The organism is Halosimplex rubrum, assembly GCF_013415885.1.
Classification (GTDB): domain Archaea; phylum Halobacteriota; class Halobacteria; order Halobacteriales; family Haloarculaceae; genus Halosimplex; species Halosimplex rubrum.
Genome location: NZ_CP058910.1, coordinates 3,268,746 through 3,288,468 on the forward strand (window position 1 = coordinate 3,268,746; position 19,723 = coordinate 3,288,468).

General features: G+C 64.8%; 14 protein-coding genes. 6 read left to right on the top strand and 8 right to left on the bottom strand.

Annotated features, from left to right (window positions below):
• The first annotated feature begins 185 nt into the window (after positions 1 to 185).
• Complete coding sequence (locus HZS55_RS16475) at positions 186 to 2,099, top strand: HAMP domain-containing protein (protein WP_179908666.1); 1,914 nt, start codon at positions 186 to 188, stop codon at positions 2,097 to 2,099.
• A 3,226-nt stretch (positions 2,100 to 5,325) separates the two neighbouring features.
• Complete coding sequence (locus tag HZS55_RS16480; RefSeq protein WP_179908667.1) at positions 5,326 to 5,802, top strand: hypothetical protein; 477 nt, start codon at positions 5,326 to 5,328, stop codon at positions 5,800 to 5,802.
• Positions 5,803 to 5,832: 30 nt separating this feature from the next.
• Here the strand turns inward: HZS55_RS16480 and HZS55_RS16485 are convergent, their stop codons facing one another.
• Positions 5,833 to 6,294 carry a hypothetical protein gene (locus tag HZS55_RS16485; RefSeq protein WP_179908668.1) on the bottom strand — a complete coding sequence of 154 codons (462 nt, stop codon included), beginning with the start codon at positions 6,292 to 6,294 and terminating at the stop codon, positions 5,833 to 5,835.
• Positions 6,295 to 6,416: 122 nt separating this feature from the next.
• On the opposite strand from HZS55_RS16485, the gene HZS55_RS16490 reads away from it, so the two are divergent.
• Positions 6,417 to 6,848 carry a DUF5805 domain-containing protein gene (locus HZS55_RS16490; RefSeq protein ID WP_179908669.1) on the top strand — a complete coding sequence of 144 codons (432 nt, stop codon included), beginning with the start codon at positions 6,417 to 6,419 and terminating at the stop codon, positions 6,846 to 6,848.
• On the top strand, positions 6,841 to 7,866 hold the full coding sequence (locus tag HZS55_RS16495) for a tyrosine-type recombinase/integrase (RefSeq protein WP_179908670.1): 1,026 nt from the start codon (positions 6,841 to 6,843) through the stop codon (positions 7,864 to 7,866). Before HZS55_RS16490 ends, HZS55_RS16495 begins: the two co-directional genes overlap by 8 nt.
• A 618-nt stretch (positions 7,867 to 8,484) precedes the next feature.
• Here HZS55_RS16495 and xacF read toward each other — a convergent pair.
• Positions 8,485 to 9,936 (bottom strand): 2,5-dioxovalerate dehydrogenase, encoded by a 1,452-nt coding sequence (xacF, locus tag HZS55_RS16500; protein WP_179908671.1) that lies wholly within the window; start codon positions 9,934 to 9,936, stop codon positions 8,485 to 8,487.
• Between the two features lie 154 nt (positions 9,937 to 10,090).
• Between xacF and HZS55_RS16505 the strand changes: the two genes are divergently transcribed.
• Together HZS55_RS16505 and HZS55_RS16510 are read left to right on the top strand one after the other, a co-directional pair.
• Entirely contained in the window at positions 10,091 to 11,329 is a 1,239-nt protein-coding gene (locus HZS55_RS16505; protein WP_179908672.1) for a mandelate racemase/muconate lactonizing enzyme family protein, read from the top strand.
• Between the two features lie 310 nt (positions 11,330 to 11,639).
• Positions 11,640 to 12,401, top strand: coding sequence for an IclR family transcriptional regulator (locus HZS55_RS16510; protein ID WP_179908673.1), 762 nt, complete (start codon positions 11,640 to 11,642; stop codon positions 12,399 to 12,401).
• 341 nt (positions 12,402 to 12,742) lie between these two features.
• On the opposite strand, the gene thsA is transcribed toward HZS55_RS16510, so the two are convergent.
• From thsA to HZS55_RS16540, 6 genes are all read right to left on the bottom strand, one after another.
• On the bottom strand, positions 12,743 to 14,419 hold the full coding sequence (thsA, locus tag HZS55_RS16515; RefSeq protein ID WP_179911904.1) for a thermosome subunit alpha: 1,677 nt from the start codon (positions 14,417 to 14,419) through the stop codon (positions 12,743 to 12,745).
• Positions 14,420 to 14,529: 110 nt separating this feature from the next.
• Positions 14,530 to 15,714 (bottom strand): oligopeptide/dipeptide ABC transporter ATP-binding protein, encoded by a 1,185-nt coding sequence (locus HZS55_RS16520; protein ID WP_179908674.1) that lies wholly within the window; start codon positions 15,712 to 15,714, stop codon positions 14,530 to 14,532.
• A complete protein-coding gene (locus HZS55_RS16525) occupies positions 15,711 to 16,856 on the bottom strand; it encodes an ABC transporter ATP-binding protein (RefSeq protein ID WP_179908675.1) in 1,146 nt (381 codons plus the stop codon). The genes HZS55_RS16520 and HZS55_RS16525 overlap by 4 nt, the downstream gene beginning before the upstream one ends.
• Positions 16,857 to 16,898: 42 nt before the next feature.
• Positions 16,899 to 17,924 carry an ABC transporter permease gene (locus HZS55_RS16530; RefSeq protein ID WP_179908676.1) on the bottom strand — a complete coding sequence of 342 codons (1,026 nt, stop codon included), beginning with the start codon at positions 17,922 to 17,924 and terminating at the stop codon, positions 16,899 to 16,901.
• A gap of 2 nt (positions 17,925 to 17,926) precedes the next feature.
• Entirely contained in the window at positions 17,927 to 18,949 is a 1,023-nt protein-coding gene (locus HZS55_RS16535) for an ABC transporter permease (protein WP_179908677.1), read from the bottom strand.
• 38 nt (positions 18,950 to 18,987) lie between these two features.
• A complete protein-coding gene (locus HZS55_RS16540) occupies positions 18,988 to 19,710 on the bottom strand; it encodes a YIP1 family protein (RefSeq protein WP_179908678.1) in 723 nt (240 codons plus the stop codon).
• Positions 19,711 to 19,723 lie beyond the last annotated feature (13 nt).

The following is a 19,723-nucleotide window of genomic DNA, read 5'->3' on the forward strand; positions in this document are numbered from 1 at the left end:
TACGTGTGTGATAGTCCGGAGCTGTCACGTAGTACTCCAAAACTATATATGATATAGTCGGACATGGAATTCCATGGGCAACTGGGGCACAGCCGACAGGTCGAGTCAGGGCTCCGGGGTCGTCCCCCGGACGACAGTGACTCGAACGCGGGGTATCGACCGACGACCGAACGGAGAGGAGACACATGAGTAGCGAAGACGGGGACAGCGGCGGTGGCGGTATCATGGGCGTCGTCCGGACGGTGGTGCCGGACTTCCTCAGGAAGCGGTTCGCGCTGAAGTTCCTCATCGTCCTGCTGGTGATGGGGCTGGCCATCGGTGCGGTCGGCCTCGTGGGCACCCAGCAGTTCGTCGACCACACTCGCGACCAGGTCGAAAGCGAGTACCGCGGGCTCGCGACCCAGGAGTCGAACCTCGTCAACCAGTGGCTGGAGAGCAACCGGCTGTCGACGCGACTGGCGTCGAGCGAACCCGTGTATCGGGGCACGGACGGAAGCCAGATGGCCGGGACGCTCCGGAACCGTCAGGACTCACAGATGCCGAACGACGTGACGAACATGCACCTCATCGACACCGGTCCCGGAGGCGGGAACATCGTGGCGAGCACGAACGTCGGAGCGAACACCGACACCGCTGGAACGCCACAGGATTGGGTCACGGAGCGTAGCTTCTCCTCGACGGCCGACGTGCAGGTTTCGAGCGTCTACCAGAGCTCCAGCGGCGTCCCGGTCGTCGGCTTCGCCAGCAACGTCAACGGCACGAACACGCGGTATCTCCTCGTGGAAGTGGCGATCACAGACATCAACAGCCGCCTTCAGGGGGAGGACCGCGCCGAGGGCGGATTCACGACCGTCGTCAACGCCAGCGGCACCATCCTGATGGACGAGCGACGGTCCCTGCCCGACACGAACACCGACCTGACCCTCGAACAGTACGGCGACCAACAGGTGGTGGATGACGCGCTGGCGCTCACCGACGAGCCGAGCGGCGTCGTCTCCAGCCGGACCGACCAGAACGTGATGAGCGAGGAGTACGCGGTCGGCTACGCGCCCGTCCTCGTCTCCGGCGGCTCAGAGGACTGGGCGGTGCTCGTCCACGCGCCGACGGACGTGCTCTTCGGTGACGTCCAGCAGGTCCAGCAGTTCGGGATGTTCGCGACCGCCGGCGCCGTGCTGGTGATGCTGCTGATCGGTGCCGCACTCGGGTACAACACCTCTTCGTCCATCGACCGCCTGAAAGGCAAGGCTCAGGAGATGGAGGAGGGGAATCTCGACGTGGACATCGATTCGGGGCGCATCGACAGCATCGGCCAGCTCTACGGCGCGTTCGCGTCGATGCGCGACTCGCTTCGCGAACAGATCGACGAGGCCGAACGCGCCCGGAAGGAGGCGGAAGTCTCCCGGGCCGAGGCCATGGAGCTCTCGAACTACCTCCAGAGCAAGGCCGAGGCGTACTCCGAGACGATGCAGGCGTGCGCCCGCGGCGACCTCACTCAGCGCATGGAGCCCGAGGGCGAGAACGAGGCGATGGACCAGATCGCCAAGGACTTCAACGAGATGCTGACCGAGCTGGAGATGACGACCGGCCAGCTCAAGACCTTCGCCGCAGAGGTCGAGGAGAGCGGTGAGTCGGTCCAGCAGAGCGCCGAGACCGTCCGCGACGCCAGCGAACAGGTCGCCGACTCCATCCAGAAGATCTCCGACGACGCCTACGACCAGAAGGAGCGACTCCAGAACATCTCCGAGGAGATGGACGGCGTCGCCGCACAGCTCGAGGACTTCGCCGCCGACAACCCCAACGTCGACTTCGGCGACTCGCTGGACAGCATCCGCGAGGTCGCGAGCATGATCGAGCAGGCCGCCGACCTCGCCGAGGACACGATGTCCGAGAGCGAGAACGTCGCCGGCGCCGCCGAGGAACAGGCCGCCGAACTCAACGAGGTCTCCTCGCGCGCCGAGGAGCTCACACGCTACGCCCAGTACCTGGGCGACGGCCTGGGCAACTTCGAGACCGAAGAGGAACACGAGTTCGTCTTCCAGACCGGCGCCGGCTCGCCCGGCCCCGGCGGTCCCGACGCCGACGAACCCGCCGAGGAGTAACGCCGTCGCGAGCCCGGACCGTCCGGGCCCACCGATTCTCTCCTCTCTCAGTCCACGACCACCGAGTACCGTACTCTCTGCCGGAGTCCCGCGTTTCGAGCGGTCGCGTTTCTCTCCCGATCACTGTTCCGACGACAGCGATTTCCACCGGGTCGAACGTGTCGCCGTCCGTCCGCTTCGAGGTCGCTTCACCAACAGCTTGACGAGTTCCTCGACGGGGTTCCGCGTGGCTGTTTCCGACGGGCTCGCTCGGTTTCCCGGGACGCCGTCGACCGGCACCGAGATCTCGGCCGCGCCATCGACGACCGGCCCGGGACGGTCCATCGCGACGGATGGCGGCGAGTCGACACCTTCGGCGAATACGACCCGTCGGCGTGTCGGTCACCGCCGCGAGATCGTCGAGTACCCGCGCCGACGCTTCGGCGGTCCGACAGCGCAGCGACGACCCGGCAGTCGTCTTCCACAGCGTCCGATGCGATCCCGACGGAAGGGGATCGGGAACCCACGCCCGGAACCGGCGAGGAACTCCGACCGCACCGCAGCCAGGCCGTCGCCTCGGTCCGTCCGTCGGTCGGTGTCCGTCGGACCTTCCATGCTCGTGTGGTCTCGAAACCCGACGAGAACGGCTGTGGGGCGGGATATCGTCCGTTCGAAGGGTCGCGATATCGGACCAACTCGACAACATTCCGTATAGCGGCATATAATTTATCTATGCGGTGTCGTGCAGTGCTCTCTTCTGGAACGGTTGTGTAAATTACACTATTTCGCCGGCCAGGGGGGGATCGTACTCGGCGTGGCTCGGTCGGCGAACCAGTTCGATCTCGGTGGTTCAGTCGAATTGTTCGAACAGTCGGGGTCGTGCGCCCCCGGGAGAGGCATCGGTGGAAGGTCGACCAGAGCGAAACAGTGCCACGAGGTTGGGGGCCGAGCATTCGAGGGCGGGCCGCTGTCGCGGACTCGACCCCACAGCTCGACGGCCGAGGGTGTCGTAACCCGGACTGGTCTCGTTCCCCGCCTGTCGTTCCTCCGGCGAGATAGCCGTCCGGACTGTGGAAGGGACCCGGCCAGAGCTGCTCCGCGGTCGGCGCGTCTCGTGTCGGCTCGAACCGCGCACCGACAGCTCGCGCGGGATGGGGGTCGGTCGGAGGGTCGGGTTCGACCGCTGGAACCTACTGTGTCTACTCGGGCCGCCCTGACTGGCACCTGCTGCTGACGTACTTCCCAGCGCCCTTGCGTTGCTCGACGGTCGCCGAACCGGGTGGCCGGTGTCGACGGCGAAGGGTGTAGGAACGATGGCACACTGCGACGGTCGCGCGTTTGCGACGGCGGTCCGGGCCGGCACCGACCCTCTCCAACGCCCTGCCCCTCACGGTCGTCGCGGAGCGTTGAACGGGTCGCCCTGAAAGTACCACAGGGGCCGACGGTCGCGACTGCCCCGAGTTCGTCCTCCGACTGGTGAGACGGGGGCAGTCGACAGCGTGAGGCGAGTCGAGTCCCTGGCCGTCGCCCGACCATCGTCGCCTACGGACGAGTTCGAGCCCCGACGATTTCGCCGGCCGTCCGGTGAGAGACGGACTCGGCGGGGACCGTTCCCGCTGGGCAGCACGATAGGGGCCCTACAGCGACCCCGTCGATCTGTCGACCTCGACGAGACCGGCGAGCCACGCGGACCGTCCCCGAACGCGGTTTCCAAGGGGCGGTTCGCCCCCCGAATCGAACCCGCTGCCAAGTGCCAGGACAGTTCCGTACCGGCCACAGTAGCGCCTCTGACGAGTTCGTTGTCGCAACCGGTCTTCGTCCGATACGGTGAACTGTCTACCCTCAGAGCGGCGATTGCGTTCGGATCGTGGTGAGGGCGGGTCCGACGAGTCGGCCCACCCTATCGTGGCGTCTCGAGGAAGCCACGCGGGACGTGCAACCAGGGCCAGACGCCGCTAGCGCCCCAGTCGTCCCGAACACGTCTGAATTTTTATACAGAGGGGTGCGTGCGCCGGAACTCGGGTATCGCCCACGACTACGGGTCCGATCGGGCCGGCCCCGATTCAGAATGAATTAGATGTGTATCTCGTTTCCTACGCCTATTTGGACCCATATCTACGCCTATTATCCATTCTATGGCCTCGTAATCAGCACCTCACTCACAAATAAGGGTCTTTATCCGGGAGTCTAGACTCCTGGGTTGGACTTCTCTAGTGATTCGGTGTCTGAGTCGAACGCGAGGATGATCGCCGCTAATTCGTCTTTTGTCAGTCTTGACTGATTATCATAATCTCGAACGTTCGAGTAGTTCGCGAGCGCCAGGAGCGTCCGAACCATGCCCTCGCGAGTGTGAATTAGCTTCGTGTGCGAGATACGCCGCCCTCGGTTCTAACGCGCGAAGTTTGGCGGGACTCACGAGGGAGGCCGTTCTCGCATGCGCTACCCCCAGGGGTTGCGTGATCGTGAGCCGTCGAACGGGGTTTCTCTGAGAGAGGTCTGAAGCGGCGCCGTCGCGGCGAGGTGATCGCATCGGCTCGTGGTCGGTGATCCGAATCTTCGATCCCGATCTCGTGCGACGACGATCTGGGTGGGGCAACCTGTCTTCGACCGCTGGTCGAGACGAACCGAGCCACCTCTCGGCGAACCTGTCACTGAGGTAGCCACCGAGAGTGTGTGACCGATTCCCGAAGCGTGGTTTCGTCGAGTGGGTATCGACTCGGAGTTCGAGCGGCGAGCGAGTGCCGGTTTCGGAGCAGAGCGTAGTTCTTCGGGGAACACCTGCCACAGAACTCGATCACCGATCGGGACACGTCATACGCTGTACACCGTATGTCGGTATAGGCAAGGCGAACAATCTGAGGCAGAAGAGAGGTGGAACTGGGAGTGAATCCGCAAATATCGACTTCAACGGATAAAAGCGTCGCTGATAGCAGTCCCCACATCCCGCCTCGCTCCGTCCCCAATGTTTTCGATATCTGTCGATTTGTTCTCGGAGAGGGGCTGAATTTTGAATCGGGATCCCGGCAGTACGAGGTCATAACCCCCATTGAGTGCCCCATCGGTCTCGCACTCCCGTTCGGGTTTCCTCCTGGCCCGGCTCACCAGAGAGTGAGCGAGTGGGTGCTCAAGGAGGTCGGCGCCGGGCCGCTGCGGGAACCGCAGCTGCGGAAGAGTGCCCGGGGACCAATCCGGCTTATGGGCAGAATATAACAGAATTGTTTAGAAATTCGAGAGAATAGTTATAACCATGAATATCGCACAATTTGAGTGGAATAATGTATTTATACTATCTGGATTATTCTTAGATATTATCGGTGCTTTCGTTATTGCAATACCAGACATCAGCTATCTGAGAAGATTCCACAAGCCGGGAAGACTGTGGTTAGCATTAAGAAATATAGAGATTGATGGAATAGACTCCCAGTCAACAGGCTATGAGGATTTTATGTCGGAATTGGATAATATAATTGATGAACCCGTTGATGAAGATATAATCGGAGTAGGAATAAAATACACTGCATTAGACATGTCTGGACCAAATGGTCAGATACATGGAATTAATGAGGTAGGGGATGAACCAGACCCAATTCATGAAGGAAATTTTGAACAAATACGACGGAGGTTGCGAGAAGATATTAGAAAAGGCGAATCCAAAATTAGGGGAATTGGATTTCTACTGTTATGTAGTGGATTTATCCTTCAAATGGTTGGGACCGCATTATGATACGTCAAATATTGAAGGGTGCTGGGAGAATTACCCTGATTCTGGCCGATGATTTTTTAATATTTCGAGAAGCTCCGACCAGCCGAGATCACGAGCGAACAGTTCGGGTTCGAGATCCCACGCCCAGGGAGCAGAATCATCCAGCGAATACTCCACATTGGCGGGTTCCAGTTCCTCCAGCGGACCACCGAACAGCCGATCCTCTAACTTCCAGAAGCAGGGCGTCGCGAGCCGCTTCGCCTCGGGTGCATGACCTTCCCGGTGTGACCGACGGCGCCAGCAGCGTCGACGGTGAGTTTCGCAAAGTGCTTCGCGAGTGCCGTCCACTGCGTAACGACCTCGTTGGAGTTCGTTCTCGGCGCTGAACCGGGCGTGAAGCGATAGGCCGTCAGCCCGTAGCTCGCCCTCCGTTACACCGACGAGGTGCGCCAGCACCGTGCTGTTGCCCTCGCGAAGCGCCTGCACAGCGGCGTCGACGAGGGGCTTCGACACGGTCTGCTCGCCCGCGCCCGTCCAGCGGTAGTACTTCGCAACCCCTCGGACGGATCGCTTTCCCTCGTTGATCCGTGAAGGTGGGGGTAGATTGATTGTGAACGGGTGCAAGTAGGCAGATAATGAGCGAGAGCGACGTGGACACCTCGCGGACGGCCGTCAGGACGTACGTCCCGGCCTACCAGCGCGAAGAGTGGGACGACCACGCCGACGAACTCGGGATGAGCCGCAGCGAGTTCGTCCGGACGATGGTTCAGGCGGGTCGCCGCGGTTTCGGTAGTGACGACGCGGGGGACTCCGACCTCGACGGGGCAGATACACCGTCGGAGACGGATTCAGAGGAGGCGTCTTCGACGCCCGACTCCGGGGGTTCGGGCCTCGAAGACAGGGTCGTCGAGGCGTTGCGGTCGAGCGACTACCTGTCGTGGGACGAACTGCTCGAAGCGGTGACCGACGACATCGAGGCGGGGCTGGAAGACGCCCTCCAGCGACTCCAGTCGGAGGGGCAGGTCACCTACAGCGGCCGCAACGGCGGGTACACCATCGATGAGTAGGGCCGAACGCGGGACGGGGGACGCCGACGACCCCGTCGCGTACTTCCTCGACGACATCACGTTCCAGGGGAAGAGCCAGCGGACGCGCGACGCCTACGAGCGCGTCCTTCGGGAGTTCGAGGCGTACCTGACCGAACGGGGGCTCGACCTCGACGAGGCGAACCACCGGGACTGCATGGCGTGGATCCACCAGCTCCGCGGGTCGGTCGGCGAGAGCACGGTCGCCACGTACGCCTCCTACCTCCACCGGTTTTACGGCTACATGACCGAGGTGGGCACCTTCGAGGAGAACCCGATGGCGCTCGTCCTGGAGGAGATCGACGAATCGATCAACGTCGACCCGGAGCGACGCGACATCGCGATCCCCGCGATGCGGTCGTTCGTGGGCGAGGTGACCCATCCGCTGGACAGAGCGGTCGTGGTGACGCTGCTCAAAACGGGGATGCGAGCCGGTGAACTGTGCAATCTCGACAGACGGGACCTGTCGCTGGCGGAGACGCCGTTCGAGTGGGCACATCGTCCGCAGTTGGACGGGAAACCCGACTCGGTCTACGTCGACGAGGAACCGAGCGCGGGCCACGAGTACAACGGCCAGCGGCGCACGGCGTCAAACAAGCGCAAACGGGCGACAACGATCCCCGTCGACGACGAACTCGCAGCCGTCCTCGTGGAGTGGCTGGCCGTCCGTCCGGACCCCCGATCGGACGCCGACCCGTTGTTCGTCAGTACGACCGACGAGTGGGGGAAGCGACTCACCCCGGACATGGTCCATCACATCGTCGAAACGCACGCCCGCGACCAGGGATGGTACCGAGACGGTGGCGGCGCCGAAGCGAACGTCACCCCCCACTACTTTCGTCACTTCTTCACGACGCATCTCCGCGACCGCACCGGCGACCGCGGCATCGTGAAGTACCTCCGCGGTGACGTCGCTCAGGACATCATCGACACCTACACCCACGACTGGGGCGACCGCGTCCGCGAAGTGTACTCCGAACACATCTACCGGCTTCTCTGAACGACCGGTAGTTCTGGGTCGATCCCGTGCCGAAACCATACTTCTACGCTCACATCTCGCGTCTGGTGCCACACGAATAAATCATATGGAGCTATATCGAATATCCGGCTCGGCCGTATCGCGTCTCGTCTCCTGTCCGGCCGTGTTTCGGGGTGGTCGGGGTATCACGTCCACTACTGGAGGATCCGGTCTGTCTCCCCCTTCGTGCAGGTCGATTTTGCGATTCGAGAGCGAGTTCTCCGGACCGATCCGGATTACACACGTAGTACTGTCATGCCTGCTAGTCCGATCCACGCGGCCCGAATTCATTCGAACTAGCGTTCTACTGAGCCGAACGTTAGTTGCACCTATGGAGACGGTCGTCTCCACGCCAATTGGGTCGTTCCCGGCGACGATACACGAAATGCGTACGTCCTGACGAACGCTTCAGGTCATATAAGTTACCAGTATGCGTTCACCGGAACAGAACGATATTGAAGGTGGTGGGTCGTCGAGTCGAAGATACGGCGGCTACGGGCGTGTTACGTCTCGTCGTCGATGGCTGAAAGAGAGAATGTCCGGCGATACCGGACGGAGATGCCCGCTCTCGGCTACGGAGCGAGCGGTTGGATGGCGGGTCTACGTGTTGAGGTAGACCGTCTTGATCTCGGTGAAGAAGTCGAGACCGGCGTCGCCCTGCTCGCGGTAGGTGTTGGTCGAAGAGTCTTTCACGCCGCCGAAGGGCACGTGAAGTTCGAGCCCGGTGGTCTTCTCGTTGACCTTCGCGACACCGGCTTCGGTGCGCTCGACGAACTCGTAGGCCTCGTTCAGGTCGTCGGTGACGACCGAGGAAGAGAGACCGTAGTCGCTGTCGTTGGCAGCCTCGATGGCGTCGTCGAAGTCGTCGACCTCGGTGACGGCGAGGACCGGACCGAAGACCTCCTCCTGGAAGATGCGCATGTCGCGCTCGACGTCGCTGAAGACCGCGGGGGTGACGTAGTAGCCGTCGTCGTACTCGTCGCCCTCGAGACGCTCGCCGCCGGTCTCGTGGGTCGCGCCCTCGTTAGCCGCCACGTCGACGTATTCGAGCGTGGATTCGAGCTCGCTCTGGGTCACGTGGGGGCCCATGCCGGGGTCCTCAGTGCCGGGGCCGATGTCGATGGACTCGGCGTACTCGACGATGCCCTCGACGAACTCGTCGTAGACGTCCGTGTGGACGATGGCGCGGGAGCAGGCGGTACAGGCCTGACCGGTCACGCCGAACGCGCCGGCACCGACGATGTCGACGGCCTCGTCGACGTCCGCGCTGTCCGTGATGATGGCGGGATTCTTGCCGCCCATCTCGGCCTGCGCGCGGGCCATGTTGTCGGTGGCCGCGTCGTAGACATGGTGGCCGACTTCGGAGCTACCGGTGAAGGAGACGGCGTCGATGCCGTCGTTCGAGGTCAGCTCGGCGCCGACGTCGCTACCGGAGCCGGGGACGAAGTTGATGACGCCGTCCGGAAGGCCGGCGTCCTCGAGCGCCTGGACGATGCTGCCGGCCGGGCCGGGCGCGGCCGAGGCGGGCTTGAGGACGATCGCGTTGCCCGTCGCGAGGGCGGGGGCGATCTTCCAGGCCGGGATGGCGATGGGGTAGTTCCACGGCGTGACGAGGCCGGCGACGCCGAGCGGTTCGCGCTTCGTGTAGACCGACGTGCGGCCGCCGCTCGGGCCCTTGCGCTTGCCCGCGTTGTCCGCGGCCTTCGAGGCGTAGTAGTAGAAGATATCGATGGCTCGCTGGACCTCACCGCCGGCTTCCGAGAGCGTCTTCCCCTCCTCGCGGGAGAGCTGCTCGGTCAGCGCTTCCTTGCGCTCCTCCAGAACTGCGCCGGTCTCGCGGAGGATCGCGCCGCGGTCGGGCGCCGGCATCGCTTCCCAGTCGCCCTGGGCCTCGTTGGCGGCGTCGATAGCCTTCTGGGCGTCCTCGGTGGACCCCTTCGCGTACTCGGCGACCGTCTCGCTCGTGTCGGCCGGGTTCTCGACCGCGAACGTGGACCCGTCCTCGGCCGGGACCCACTCGCCGTCGATGTACAGGTTCGTTGTCTCTGTCATGCACCTAAACGGTCGTCTGGCGGCCACTTACGAGTTTCCATACAGGACACGACCTGCCTCGATCTCGATCGCTCTCACGGGCCCGCACAGAGGGGCGATTGGCCGAGCGGATGTGGGAAACTTTAAGCGAGTTACGTCTGGACCTATACTCGTCATGGTCGACTTCGACAAGATCAGCGATCCGAACGCTGAGTACACGATGCGGGACCTCTCCGCGGAGACGATGGGCGTCGAGAACGAGCGCGGCGGCACACGCGACGCGGAGATCACCGACGTACAGACGACGATGGTCGACGGGAACTACCCGTGGATCCTCGTGCGCGTCTACACCGACGCCGGCCCGGTCGGCAACGGCGAATGTTACTGGGGCGGCGGCGACACGGCCATCATCGAGCGGATGAAGCCGTTCCTCGTCGGCGAGAATCCCCTGGACATCGACCGGCTCTACGAGCACATGATCCAGAAGATGTCCGGCGAGGGCTCGATCTCCGGGAAGGTCATCTCGGCCATCTCCGGCATCGAGATCGCGCTGCACGACGTCGCGGGCAAGCTCACGGACCTGCCGGCCTACCAGCTGCTCGGCGGCAAGTACCGCGACTCCGCTCGCGTCTACTGCGACCTCCACACCGAGGACGAGGCCGACCCGCAGGCCTGCGCCGAGGAGGCCGACCGCGTCGTCTCCGACCTGGGCTACGACGCCATCAAGTTCGACCTCGACGTGCCTTCGGGTCACGAGAAGGACCGCGCCAACCGCCACCTCCGCCCGGGCGAGATCGAGCACAAGGCCGAGATCGTCGAGGCGACGACCGAGGCCGTCGGCGACCGCGCCGACGTGGCCTTCGACTGCCACTGGTCGTACGCCACCGGCAGCGCCAAGCGCCTCGCCAAGCGCCTCGAGGAGTACGACGTCTGGTGGCTCGAGGACGTCGTGCCGCCGGAGAACCACGACGCCCAGCGCGAGGTCACCCAGTCGACCGCCACGCCGACCGCGACCGGCGAGAACGTCTACCGCACCCACGGCAACCGCGACCTCATCGAGAACGAGGCCATCGACATCATCGCCCCCGACATCCCGCGCGTCGGCGGCATGCGCGAGGGCCGCAAGATCGCAGCCATGGCCGACATGTACTACATCCCCGTCGCCATGCACAACGTCTCCTCGCCCATCGGCACGATGGCCTCCGCGCAGCTCGCGGCCGCCATCCCGAACTCCCTGGCCGTCGAGTACCACTCCTACGAGCTCGGCTGGTGGGAGGACCTGGTCGAAGAGGACAACCTCATCGAGGAAGGCCGCATGGAGATCCCCGAGGAGCCGGGTCTCGGCCTGACCTTCGACTTCGACACCATCGAAGAGAACATGGTCGAAGGCGAGACGCTGTTTGACGAGGCGTAAGCCTCGGCAAACCGGCGAATCTTCGATTCGACTCGTTCGACGAAGCGTACGCTTCGGCGAGCACGCTGACCGGATCGGACCAGCGGATCGTCGGTCCGCCCCGTGCGGATCAGACGCCGGCCGAGTCGTTTTTCACCGTTTCGACGCGTCACAGCGACGGACGGCGGCACACGAGAGGCCGTTTCACACTGTCGAACGCCGCTCTCACGGGACCGCCGTATTTTCCGATCGGAAACGAACCAATCGGAACGATACAGAACGGAGTTCGTTCGAAGGGAACAGGTAAGTGCGGCGGCGCGGATCATCCGGTATGGACGAGCCGAAACACCCGGTCACGACCGTCGACCGGACCCTACAGATCGTCGAGATCATCCAGGAACTCGACGGCGCCGGCGTCTCGGAGGTCGCCGACCGGGTCGACGTGGGCAAGAGCGCGGTACACAACCACCTCAACACGCTCGCCAACCGCGAGTACGTCGTCAAGGAGGGCGAGGAGTACCACATCGGGCTCGCCTTCCTCGGCCTGGGCGCCTACGCGCGCAAGCGCAACGACATCTTCGACGCCGCCTACGCCGAGGTCGACAAACTCGCCGACGAGACGGGCGAGCTCGTCAACCTCCTCGTCGAGAAGAGCGGGCAGGGCATCTACCTCTACCAGGCCCAGGGCGACAGCGCCGTCGAACTCGACACCTACGAGGGCAAGCGCGTCAACCTCCACTGCACCGGCCTCGGCAAGGCCATCCTCGGGTTCCGCCCCGAGGAGGAGGTCGAAGGGATCCTCGACGACCACGGTATGCCCGCCGAGACCGAACACACGATCACCGACCCCGACGCCTTCTTCGAGGAACTCGCCGAGATCCGCGAGCAGGGCTACGCCGTCGACGAGGAGGAGCGACTCAACGGCCTCCGCTGCGTCGCCGCCCCGATCACCGACGACGACGACCGCGCCATCGCCGCCATCAGCGTCTCCTGCCCCGTCCACCGCGTCGACGACGACCGCTTCTACGACGACCTCCGACAGGCCGTACTGGGCGCCGCCAACGTCGTGGAACTGGAGCACAACTACTCCTAGCCATCTTTTTTTCCGACGGGTGTCCTCGGCGCGCTTCGCGCGCCTGCGGGCACCCGTCGAACAAAAACATGGGTGAAAAAGGCCGCATCTCGGCCTCCGGCCTCGATGCGGAGAACCGCTCGCTTCGCTCGCGGATGCTAAAGGGCCTTTCAATAGTGCAGAAGTGACGCTACCACAACAGTAGCAATTGAACGTCCGCGCGAACGAAGTGAGCGCGGTTCACCGGTCGCAAGGGAGCGGAGCGACCGCAGCGACCGGCCTTTTTCCCCAAGTTTTTCGGGCGGAGGATCCCCACAGCGGCGCGAAGCGCCGCGAGGAGCTCTCCGCCCGAAAAAGTGGGCTTACATCATGCCGCCCATACCGCCGCCCATGCCGCCGGCACCGCCGGGCGGCCCGCCGCCGTCCTCCTCGTCCTCGCCGCCGACCGAGAGGTCGCCGGCGGAGATCACGTCGTCGATGCGGAGGATCATCGTCGACGCGTCGACCGCGGAGTTGACGGCCGTGGTCTTGACGCGCAGGGGCTCGACGACGCCGTCCTCGAACATCTCGACGAGTTCGCCCGTGTCGGCGTCGATGCCGACGTTCACGTCGCCCGCGTCGTGGCGCGCGGTCATGTCGACCAGCGCGTCGATGGCGTCGTGGCCGGAGTTCTCGGCGAGCGTGCGCGGTCCGTCTTCGAAGGCCTCGGCGAACGCCTCGACGGCCAGCTGCTCGCGACCCTCGACGGAGTCGGCTTCCTCGCGGAGCGCGAGCGACGCCTCGATCTCCGGGGCGCCGCCGCCCGGCAGAACGTGACCGTCCTCGATGGCGGCGGAGACGACGCCGATACTGTCGACGACGGCCCGCTCGACCTCGTCGAGGACGTGCTCGGTGCCGCCGCGCAGGAGGATCGTGCCGACGCCCTCCTCGGGGAGGTCACCGAAGACGACCGTCGACTCGTGGTCGGCCTGCCGGCGGACGGTCACGTCGCGGATGACCCGCTCGGAGACGCTGCCGGCGTGGCCGAGGTGGTCGGCGGTCAGCAGCTTCAGGTCGCCGACGCGCTCGGCGCCGGTCGCGGCGGCGACGCGCTGGCGCTTGTCGTCGTCGACGCGGCGGAAAGCGGTGATGTCGTTCTCGACGAGCAGCTCGGCGGCGTACTCGTCGATGCCGCCGTCGGCGAGCACCACGTCGGCGCCCGCCTCGACGATCGCGTCGACCTTGTCGGCCAGCTCGGACTGCTCGCGCTCGACGAAGCCCTGCAGGTCGCCCATGTCGCCGACCGACGCCTCGGCGCCGACCTCGGTCTCGGAGACCTCGATGTCGCCCTCGTAGACGAGGACGTTCGCGTCGTCGAGGTCGCGGCTCATGTTCTGGTGGACCGGTTCGATGTCGAAGAGGATGCCGTCGACGAACTCCGAGTCGTCGATGGAGGCGCCGTAGAACTGGCGCACGTCGACGGCGTCCTGGTCGACGGTGCCGTCCTCGCGGACCGCGGCGCGGACGGCGCTGACGACCATCGACGAGAGCAGGTCCTTTGCGGTCTCGGCGCCCTTGCCGGTCATCGCGGTGCCGGCGACCTGTTCGAGCACCTCGGTGTCGTCGGGGTCGACCTCGGTCGCGATGTCCTCGAACACCTCGGTGACCGTCTCGGCCGCGTGGCGGTAGCCGGAGACGATCGACGTGGGGTGGATGTCCTGTTCGAGCAGCTCCTCGGCGTTCGAGAGGAGCGCACCGGCGAGGATGACTGCGGAGGTGGTGCCGTCGCCGACCTCCTCCTCCTGGGTCGTCGCCACGTCGACGACCATGTCCGCGGCGGGATGGTCGACGTCCATCTCTTCCAGGAGTGTCACGCCGTCGTTCGTGACGACGACGTTACCGCCCTGGTCGACGAGCATCTTGTCCATCCCTCGCGGGCCGAGGGTCGTTCGGATCGTCTCCGCGACTGCACGCCCTGCCTCGAGGTTCATCGACCGGGCGTCCTCGCCCGACGTGCGCTGGCTTTCGTCGGAGAGGACCACCATCGGTCCGTCGGCCATCTGTCGTGCCATGTGTGCTCACAACCGCGTCTGGCGGAAATAAGATTTGCTTTCCGAACGAGCGCGGCGACCGGTCGAGGGCCGACCGGGCGAAACAGGAACCGAGGGCGTCAGTCGCCGAAGGTCGAGGAGTCCTGGGCGTCGTACTCGTCTTCCTCGGCGTCGGCCAGCTCCGCGCTGTTCCAGTACTCGTGGGTCTCCAGCGCGCGGAAGCAGGCGGCGTTGCTCTCGCCGGCGGTGTCGAACCGGTCGGGCTCCTCCTGCGTGCAGACCTCGCGGGCCTCCGGACAGCGCGTGTGGAACTTACAGCCCGAGGGCGGGTCCTCGGGGTCGGGCACGTCCACCTCGCGGACCGGCGGGTCCTCCTGGATCCGCTGTTTCGCCAGGTCCGGGTCGACCGTCGGCGTCGACCACTTCAGGACCTTCGTGTAGGGGTGGGTCGGGTTCCGGAGGATCTCCTCGGGCGGCCCGATCTCGACGATCTCGCCGAGGTACATGATGGCGATGCGCCCGCCCGCGCGCTTGGCGAGGTAGCGGGCGTTGGCCAGGTCGTGGCTGATGAAGATGTAGGAGGTGTCGAAGGTGTCCTGCAGGTCGAGGATGAGGTCCATCATCCCGACGCGGAGGCTCACGTCCAGCGCCGAGATGGCCTCGTCGGCGAGGATCACGTCCGGGTTCATCAACAGGGCGCGCCCGAGCGCGATGCGCTGTTTCTCCCCGCCCGACAGCTGGTGGGGATAGCGCTCGGCGTAGTCCTCCGGCGGCATCATGTCCACGAACTCCAGGAAGCGGTAGATGGTGTCCTCGCGCTCCTTGGGACCCAGCTCCGTCCGGTACTTCTTGAGCGGGTCCGAGAGGATCGCCTTGACGCGTCGCGAGGAGTTCAGCGCGTTGGCGGGGTCCTGGTGGATGATCTGCATCGCGCGGCGGATCTCGGTGAACTCGATGTCGGCGTCGCGGGGGTTGGCCTTGGCGTCCCAGATGTCCTGGCCGCGGTAGGAGATCGACCCGCTGGTCGGCTGTTCGAGGCCGATCGCCGTCTTGCCGAGCGTGGTCTTGCCACAGCCCGACTCCCCGACCAGCACGACGATGTCGTTGTCGTAGAGGTCGAAGCTGACGCCGTCGACCGCGCGGACCTTCTTGTCGGTCAGCGCTCGCTTGACGATTCCGCCCGGCGTGTAGTGGACGTTCACGTCGTCGAGCGACAGGATCGGTTCGTCGTCCGGTACGTCGGTCGCCGCCTGGTCGGCGGCGTCGTCGGCTACGTCGTCCGCCGTGGGTTCGTCTGTACTCATCTGTCGTCCTCCGTGGTCCCGTGGTCGAGGCTGTAGCTCAGCTCGTTGCGGGCCTGGTCGGAGTAGAAACACGCCGCCTGGTGGTCGTCGTCGACCGTCACGAGGTCGGGATCCTCGATCTCACAGCGGTCGTCGGCGATCGGACACCGCGGGTGGAACGAACACCCCGTCGGGATGTTCACCGGGTCCGGCCGCGCGCCCTCGATGGGCTCCATCTCGTCGATGTCCGAGTCGATGCTCGGCACCGAACGCAACAGCGCCCGGGTGTAGGGGTGGCCCGCGTTCTTCAGTAGCGACCGCGTGTCGCCCACCTCGATGAACTCGAAGGAGTACATCACGCCGATGCGGTCCGACAGCCCGGCGACCAGCGGCAGGTCGTGCGTGATGAAGACGATCGTCAGTTCGAACTCGTCGCGCAGCTCGCGCAGCATCGAGATGATCGACCGCTGCATCAGCAGGTCCAGCGCCGCCGTCGGCTCGTCCATCACGAGCACTTCCGGTTCGAGCACCAGCGCGAGCGCGATGAGCGCGCGCTGTTTCATCCCGCCGGAGAGCTCGTGGGGGTAGGAGTTCATCACGCGGTCGGGGTCGAGGTGCAGCGCCTCGAACAGGTCCCGGACGTGCTCCATCCGCTCCTCGAGGACCGCGTTGTGGGCCTGGATGGTCTCGTGGAAGTGGCCCTTGATCTTCATCGTGGGGTTGAACGAGTTCATCGCCCCCTGGAACACCATCGACACCTCCTCCCAGCGGAAGTTGCTGAGTTCGCCCTCGGACATCCCGAGCACGTCGATGGAGTCGTCCCCGACGGCGTCGTAGGAGCCGATCTGGTCGGCGCTCGGGGTGTCGTCGGTCTCGTCTTCTCTCGGGTAGTAGGTCACGTCTCCCGAGAGGTGCCCGGGGTCCTCGACGGCGTCCATCAGCGCGGCGGCGAACATCGACTTGCCCGAGCCGCTTTCCCCGACGACGGCGAGAATCTCCTCGCGGCGGACGTCCAGGCTCACGTCGTTGAGCACCCACGCCTGTCCGCGGGACATCCCGAACTGCACGCGGGCGTCCTCGACGCTCATGACGATGTCGTCGTCCGGGTCCTCGGTCTCCGTAGTCTCCTCGTCGGTCGATTGGTTCGGTTGTCCGATTGCCATGTCAGCGCACCTCCGGTCGTCGAGTCGGTTCGCGAGCGGTCATCACAGGTCACCCGCTCCGTCCTGTTCGTCCTCCGGGATCGTCTCCGAGTGGCGCGCCAGCAGCCGCGGGTTGAACACCCGGTCGAGCCCCTGCGAGAAGAGGATCAGCGAGAAGCTCACGCCCGAGATGGCCAGCAGCGGGAACAGCATCCAGTGACCCGCGCGGCCGGGCGCCGAGATCGCGTTGCCCTGTTCGTAGGCCAGCTGCATCATCACGCCCCAGTTGAACGAGTTGAACGGGAGCACGCCGATGAAGTACAGCGCGACCGACTGGAAGATGACCGCGACCGCGGCGCCCGCCGCCGAGACGAGCACGAACGGCGCGACCTTCGGGACGAGCTCCTGGCCGACGATCGTCGGCGTCGAGAGCCCTATCGACCGGGCCGCCTCGACGAAGTCCTCATCGCGCAGGGATAGCACCTGCGAGCGCAACATCCTGGCTAATCCCGGCCACTGGTCGATCGCGATGATGGTCCCGACGATAAAGGGGTCCTTCGGCGAGAAGATCGCCGCGAGGACGATGATCAGCGGCAGGCCCGGGAGGGTGATGAACACGTCGGCGATCGTCATCAGGACCGTGTCGACGACGCCGCCCTTGTAGCCCGCGATCATCCCGACGAGCACCGCGACGCCGACCGAGAAGACGATCCCGGCCAGCGCCATCTTCATCATCGCCGGCGTCGAGTGGACGAGCGTCTTGAAGACGCCGCGCCCGAGGTTGTCGGTCCCCAGCGGCATCGACCAGTCGACGAACGGCTGGAGGTAGTACGGCCCCTCGTTGATCTGGGGCGGCGGGACCAGCCAGACGCCGAGGGTCCCCATCAGGAGGTAAAAGAGGACGCCCACGCCCCCGATGCGCGTCCGCCAGTCCGACCACGCGACGCGGAACGGCGTCGCGATGTAGAAGTCGAAGGCGCGACGGGCGCGCTCGGCCGGCGGCGTCCGTCGGCGCTCGGTGTCGTCGTCGGTCCCGAAGATGCTTTCCTGCGTGACGCCTCCGTCGCTCCGCGGTTCTTTCTCGGACATCGTTAGAAGCTCTCCCTGGACGCGCCGGTTCCGGCTCGCGGGTCGATGAGTCCGTAGGTGAAGTCGGCGATCATGATCGCCGTCACCGTGATGCCCGAGAAGAAGACGAACGCGGCCATCACGAGCGGGTAGTCCTGACTGACCGCCGCCTCGAGCATGAACCAGCCGACCCCGTGGTACTGGAAGATGACCTCGGTGATGACGTTCGAACTGAACATCCCCGCGATGCCGAGCATGAACCCGGTGTAGATCGGGAGGATGGAGTTGCGGGTCAGGTACCGCGTCAGGATGCGGTTCGTGCCGAGCCCGCGCAGTCGCGCCGACCGCAGGTAGTCCTCACCGATGACCCGCACGGACAGCGCCCGCATCCCGATCGCCCCGCCGGCGAAGCCGACGATGAAGTTCGAGAGGATCGGCAACGTCGCGTGTCTGGCGATCCCGACCATGTACTCGATGTTGAAACCGGGCGTCGCCGCCGGCGGCGCGCGGCCGCCGGTCGGGAACAGCCCCCACTGGAACGCCAGGACCGACAGCATCACGATCGCGGCCACGTAGTACGGGATCGACCGCATGACCAGCACGAACACGGTCAGCCCGGAGTCGATCTTGGTCCCCTCGTGCCAGGCCATGAACACGCCCACCGCGATGGTGGCCGTAAAGCCCAGCAGGAGGCCGTAGACGCTCAGGAAGATCGACCACGGCATCCCGCGAAAGAGGATGTCGAAGACGGGGTCCTGAAACAGGATCGACTCGCCGAAGTCCTGATAGAGGATGATGTCCCGAAGCCACTCGTAGAAGGCGATCGGGATCGGCGTGTCGGGGTTGATCCCAGTCAGCTGTTCGGCCATCTGGGCGACCTCCTGTGTGTCGACGGGCTGGCCCCGCTGTTGCATCTGCTGGACCCGGTCGGCGATGATCGCCTCGACCGGCCCACCCGGGACGAGTCTGTACAGTGCGAACGTGATGAACATCCCCACGACGAACGTCACGATCGCTTGCGCGAATCGGCGTATGTAATAGTTCATACTGTGTGTTGGAGTCTCACAACTTCTTAATTCTTCTGTCAGAGCGCGGTGAAGACGCTGTAGGCGATGTAGAGGACGTAGCCGGCGGTCGGGACCGCAGCGACCTTGTACGCCTCGCTCATGGTCAGGTCCCGGACGTCCTTGATCGCGTAGGCGCCGATGTAGCCGGTCCACAGCGCGAAGACGATGGCGACGGCGGTCGCGGCGATGACGACCGTCTCACCGCTGGCCTGGGACCAGACGAACGACGACACCTCGCTGGAGAGGCTCGTCGAGAGCGTGATGTCCTCCTCGGTGACATCCAGCGTCGTCGACGCGTAGGCCATCGCCGCGGTGTGGATGACGTTCGCGATCAGGATCGGGAACAGGGCCCACGCGGTCCGCTTCATCGTCACGTAGGTCGTGCCGATCGTCGTGTAGAGCCAGCCGACGTAGTACATCCCGATCCCGAACCAGACCCACAGCAGGAACGCGCCCAGCACGGGCTCGATGACCCGCTGCTGGAGCTGGAATCGGACCTGCTGGTTGATGACGATCGAGTCGAAGGCCTCGAACTCGAAGATCAGCTCCTGGAGCATGAGGTAGTTGCCCACGAGACCGATCAGCCCGGCGACCAGCACCAGCGCGAACTCTGATTTGACCCGTCGCGTCCCGATGAACTCCTCGTAGAAGCGCTCCGGGTCGGTCAGCAGCGCACGGTACAGACCCAGCGTCCTGCTGAGGTACGAGCCCGGATTCCGAACCGCGTTTGAAACACCCATAATGTATCCTCCT

Excerpts from the sequence above, each read along its gene's own strand:
- HZS55_RS16475 (WP_179908666.1), top strand. The coding sequence starts at position 186 with ATGAGTAGCGAAGACGGGGACAGCGGCGGTGGCGGTATCATGGGCGTC.
- HZS55_RS16480 (WP_179908667.1), top strand. The coding sequence starts at position 5,326 with ATGAATATCGCACAATTTGAGTGGAATAATGTATTTATACTATCTGGA.
- HZS55_RS16490 (WP_179908669.1), top strand. The coding sequence starts at position 6,417 with ATGAGCGAGAGCGACGTGGACACCTCGCGGACGGCCGTCAGGACGTAC.
- HZS55_RS16495 (WP_179908670.1), top strand. The coding sequence starts at position 6,841 with ATGAGTAGGGCCGAACGCGGGACGGGGGACGCCGACGACCCCGTCGCG.
- xacF (WP_179908671.1), bottom strand. The coding sequence starts at position 9,936 with ATGACAGAGACAACGAACCTGTACATCGACGGCGAGTGGGTCCCGGCC.
- HZS55_RS16505 (WP_179908672.1), top strand. The coding sequence starts at position 10,091 with ATGGTCGACTTCGACAAGATCAGCGATCCGAACGCTGAGTACACGATG.
- HZS55_RS16510 (WP_179908673.1), top strand. The coding sequence starts at position 11,640 with ATGGACGAGCCGAAACACCCGGTCACGACCGTCGACCGGACCCTACAG.
- thsA (WP_179911904.1), bottom strand. The coding sequence starts at position 14,419 with ATGGCCGACGGACCGATGGTGGTCCTCTCCGACGAAAGCCAGCGCACG.
- HZS55_RS16520 (WP_179908674.1), bottom strand. The coding sequence starts at position 15,714 with ATGAGTACAGACGAACCCACGGCGGACGACGTAGCCGACGACGCCGCC.
- HZS55_RS16525 (WP_179908675.1), bottom strand. The coding sequence starts at position 16,856 with ATGGCAATCGGACAACCGAACCAATCGACCGACGAGGAGACTACGGAG.
- HZS55_RS16530 (WP_179908676.1), bottom strand. The coding sequence starts at position 17,924 with ATGTCCGAGAAAGAACCGCGGAGCGACGGAGGCGTCACGCAGGAAAGC.
- HZS55_RS16535 (WP_179908677.1), bottom strand. The coding sequence starts at position 18,949 with ATGAACTATTACATACGCCGATTCGCGCAAGCGATCGTGACGTTCGTC.
- HZS55_RS16540 (WP_179908678.1), bottom strand. The coding sequence starts at position 19,710 with ATGGGTGTTTCAAACGCGGTTCGGAATCCGGGCTCGTACCTCAGCAGG.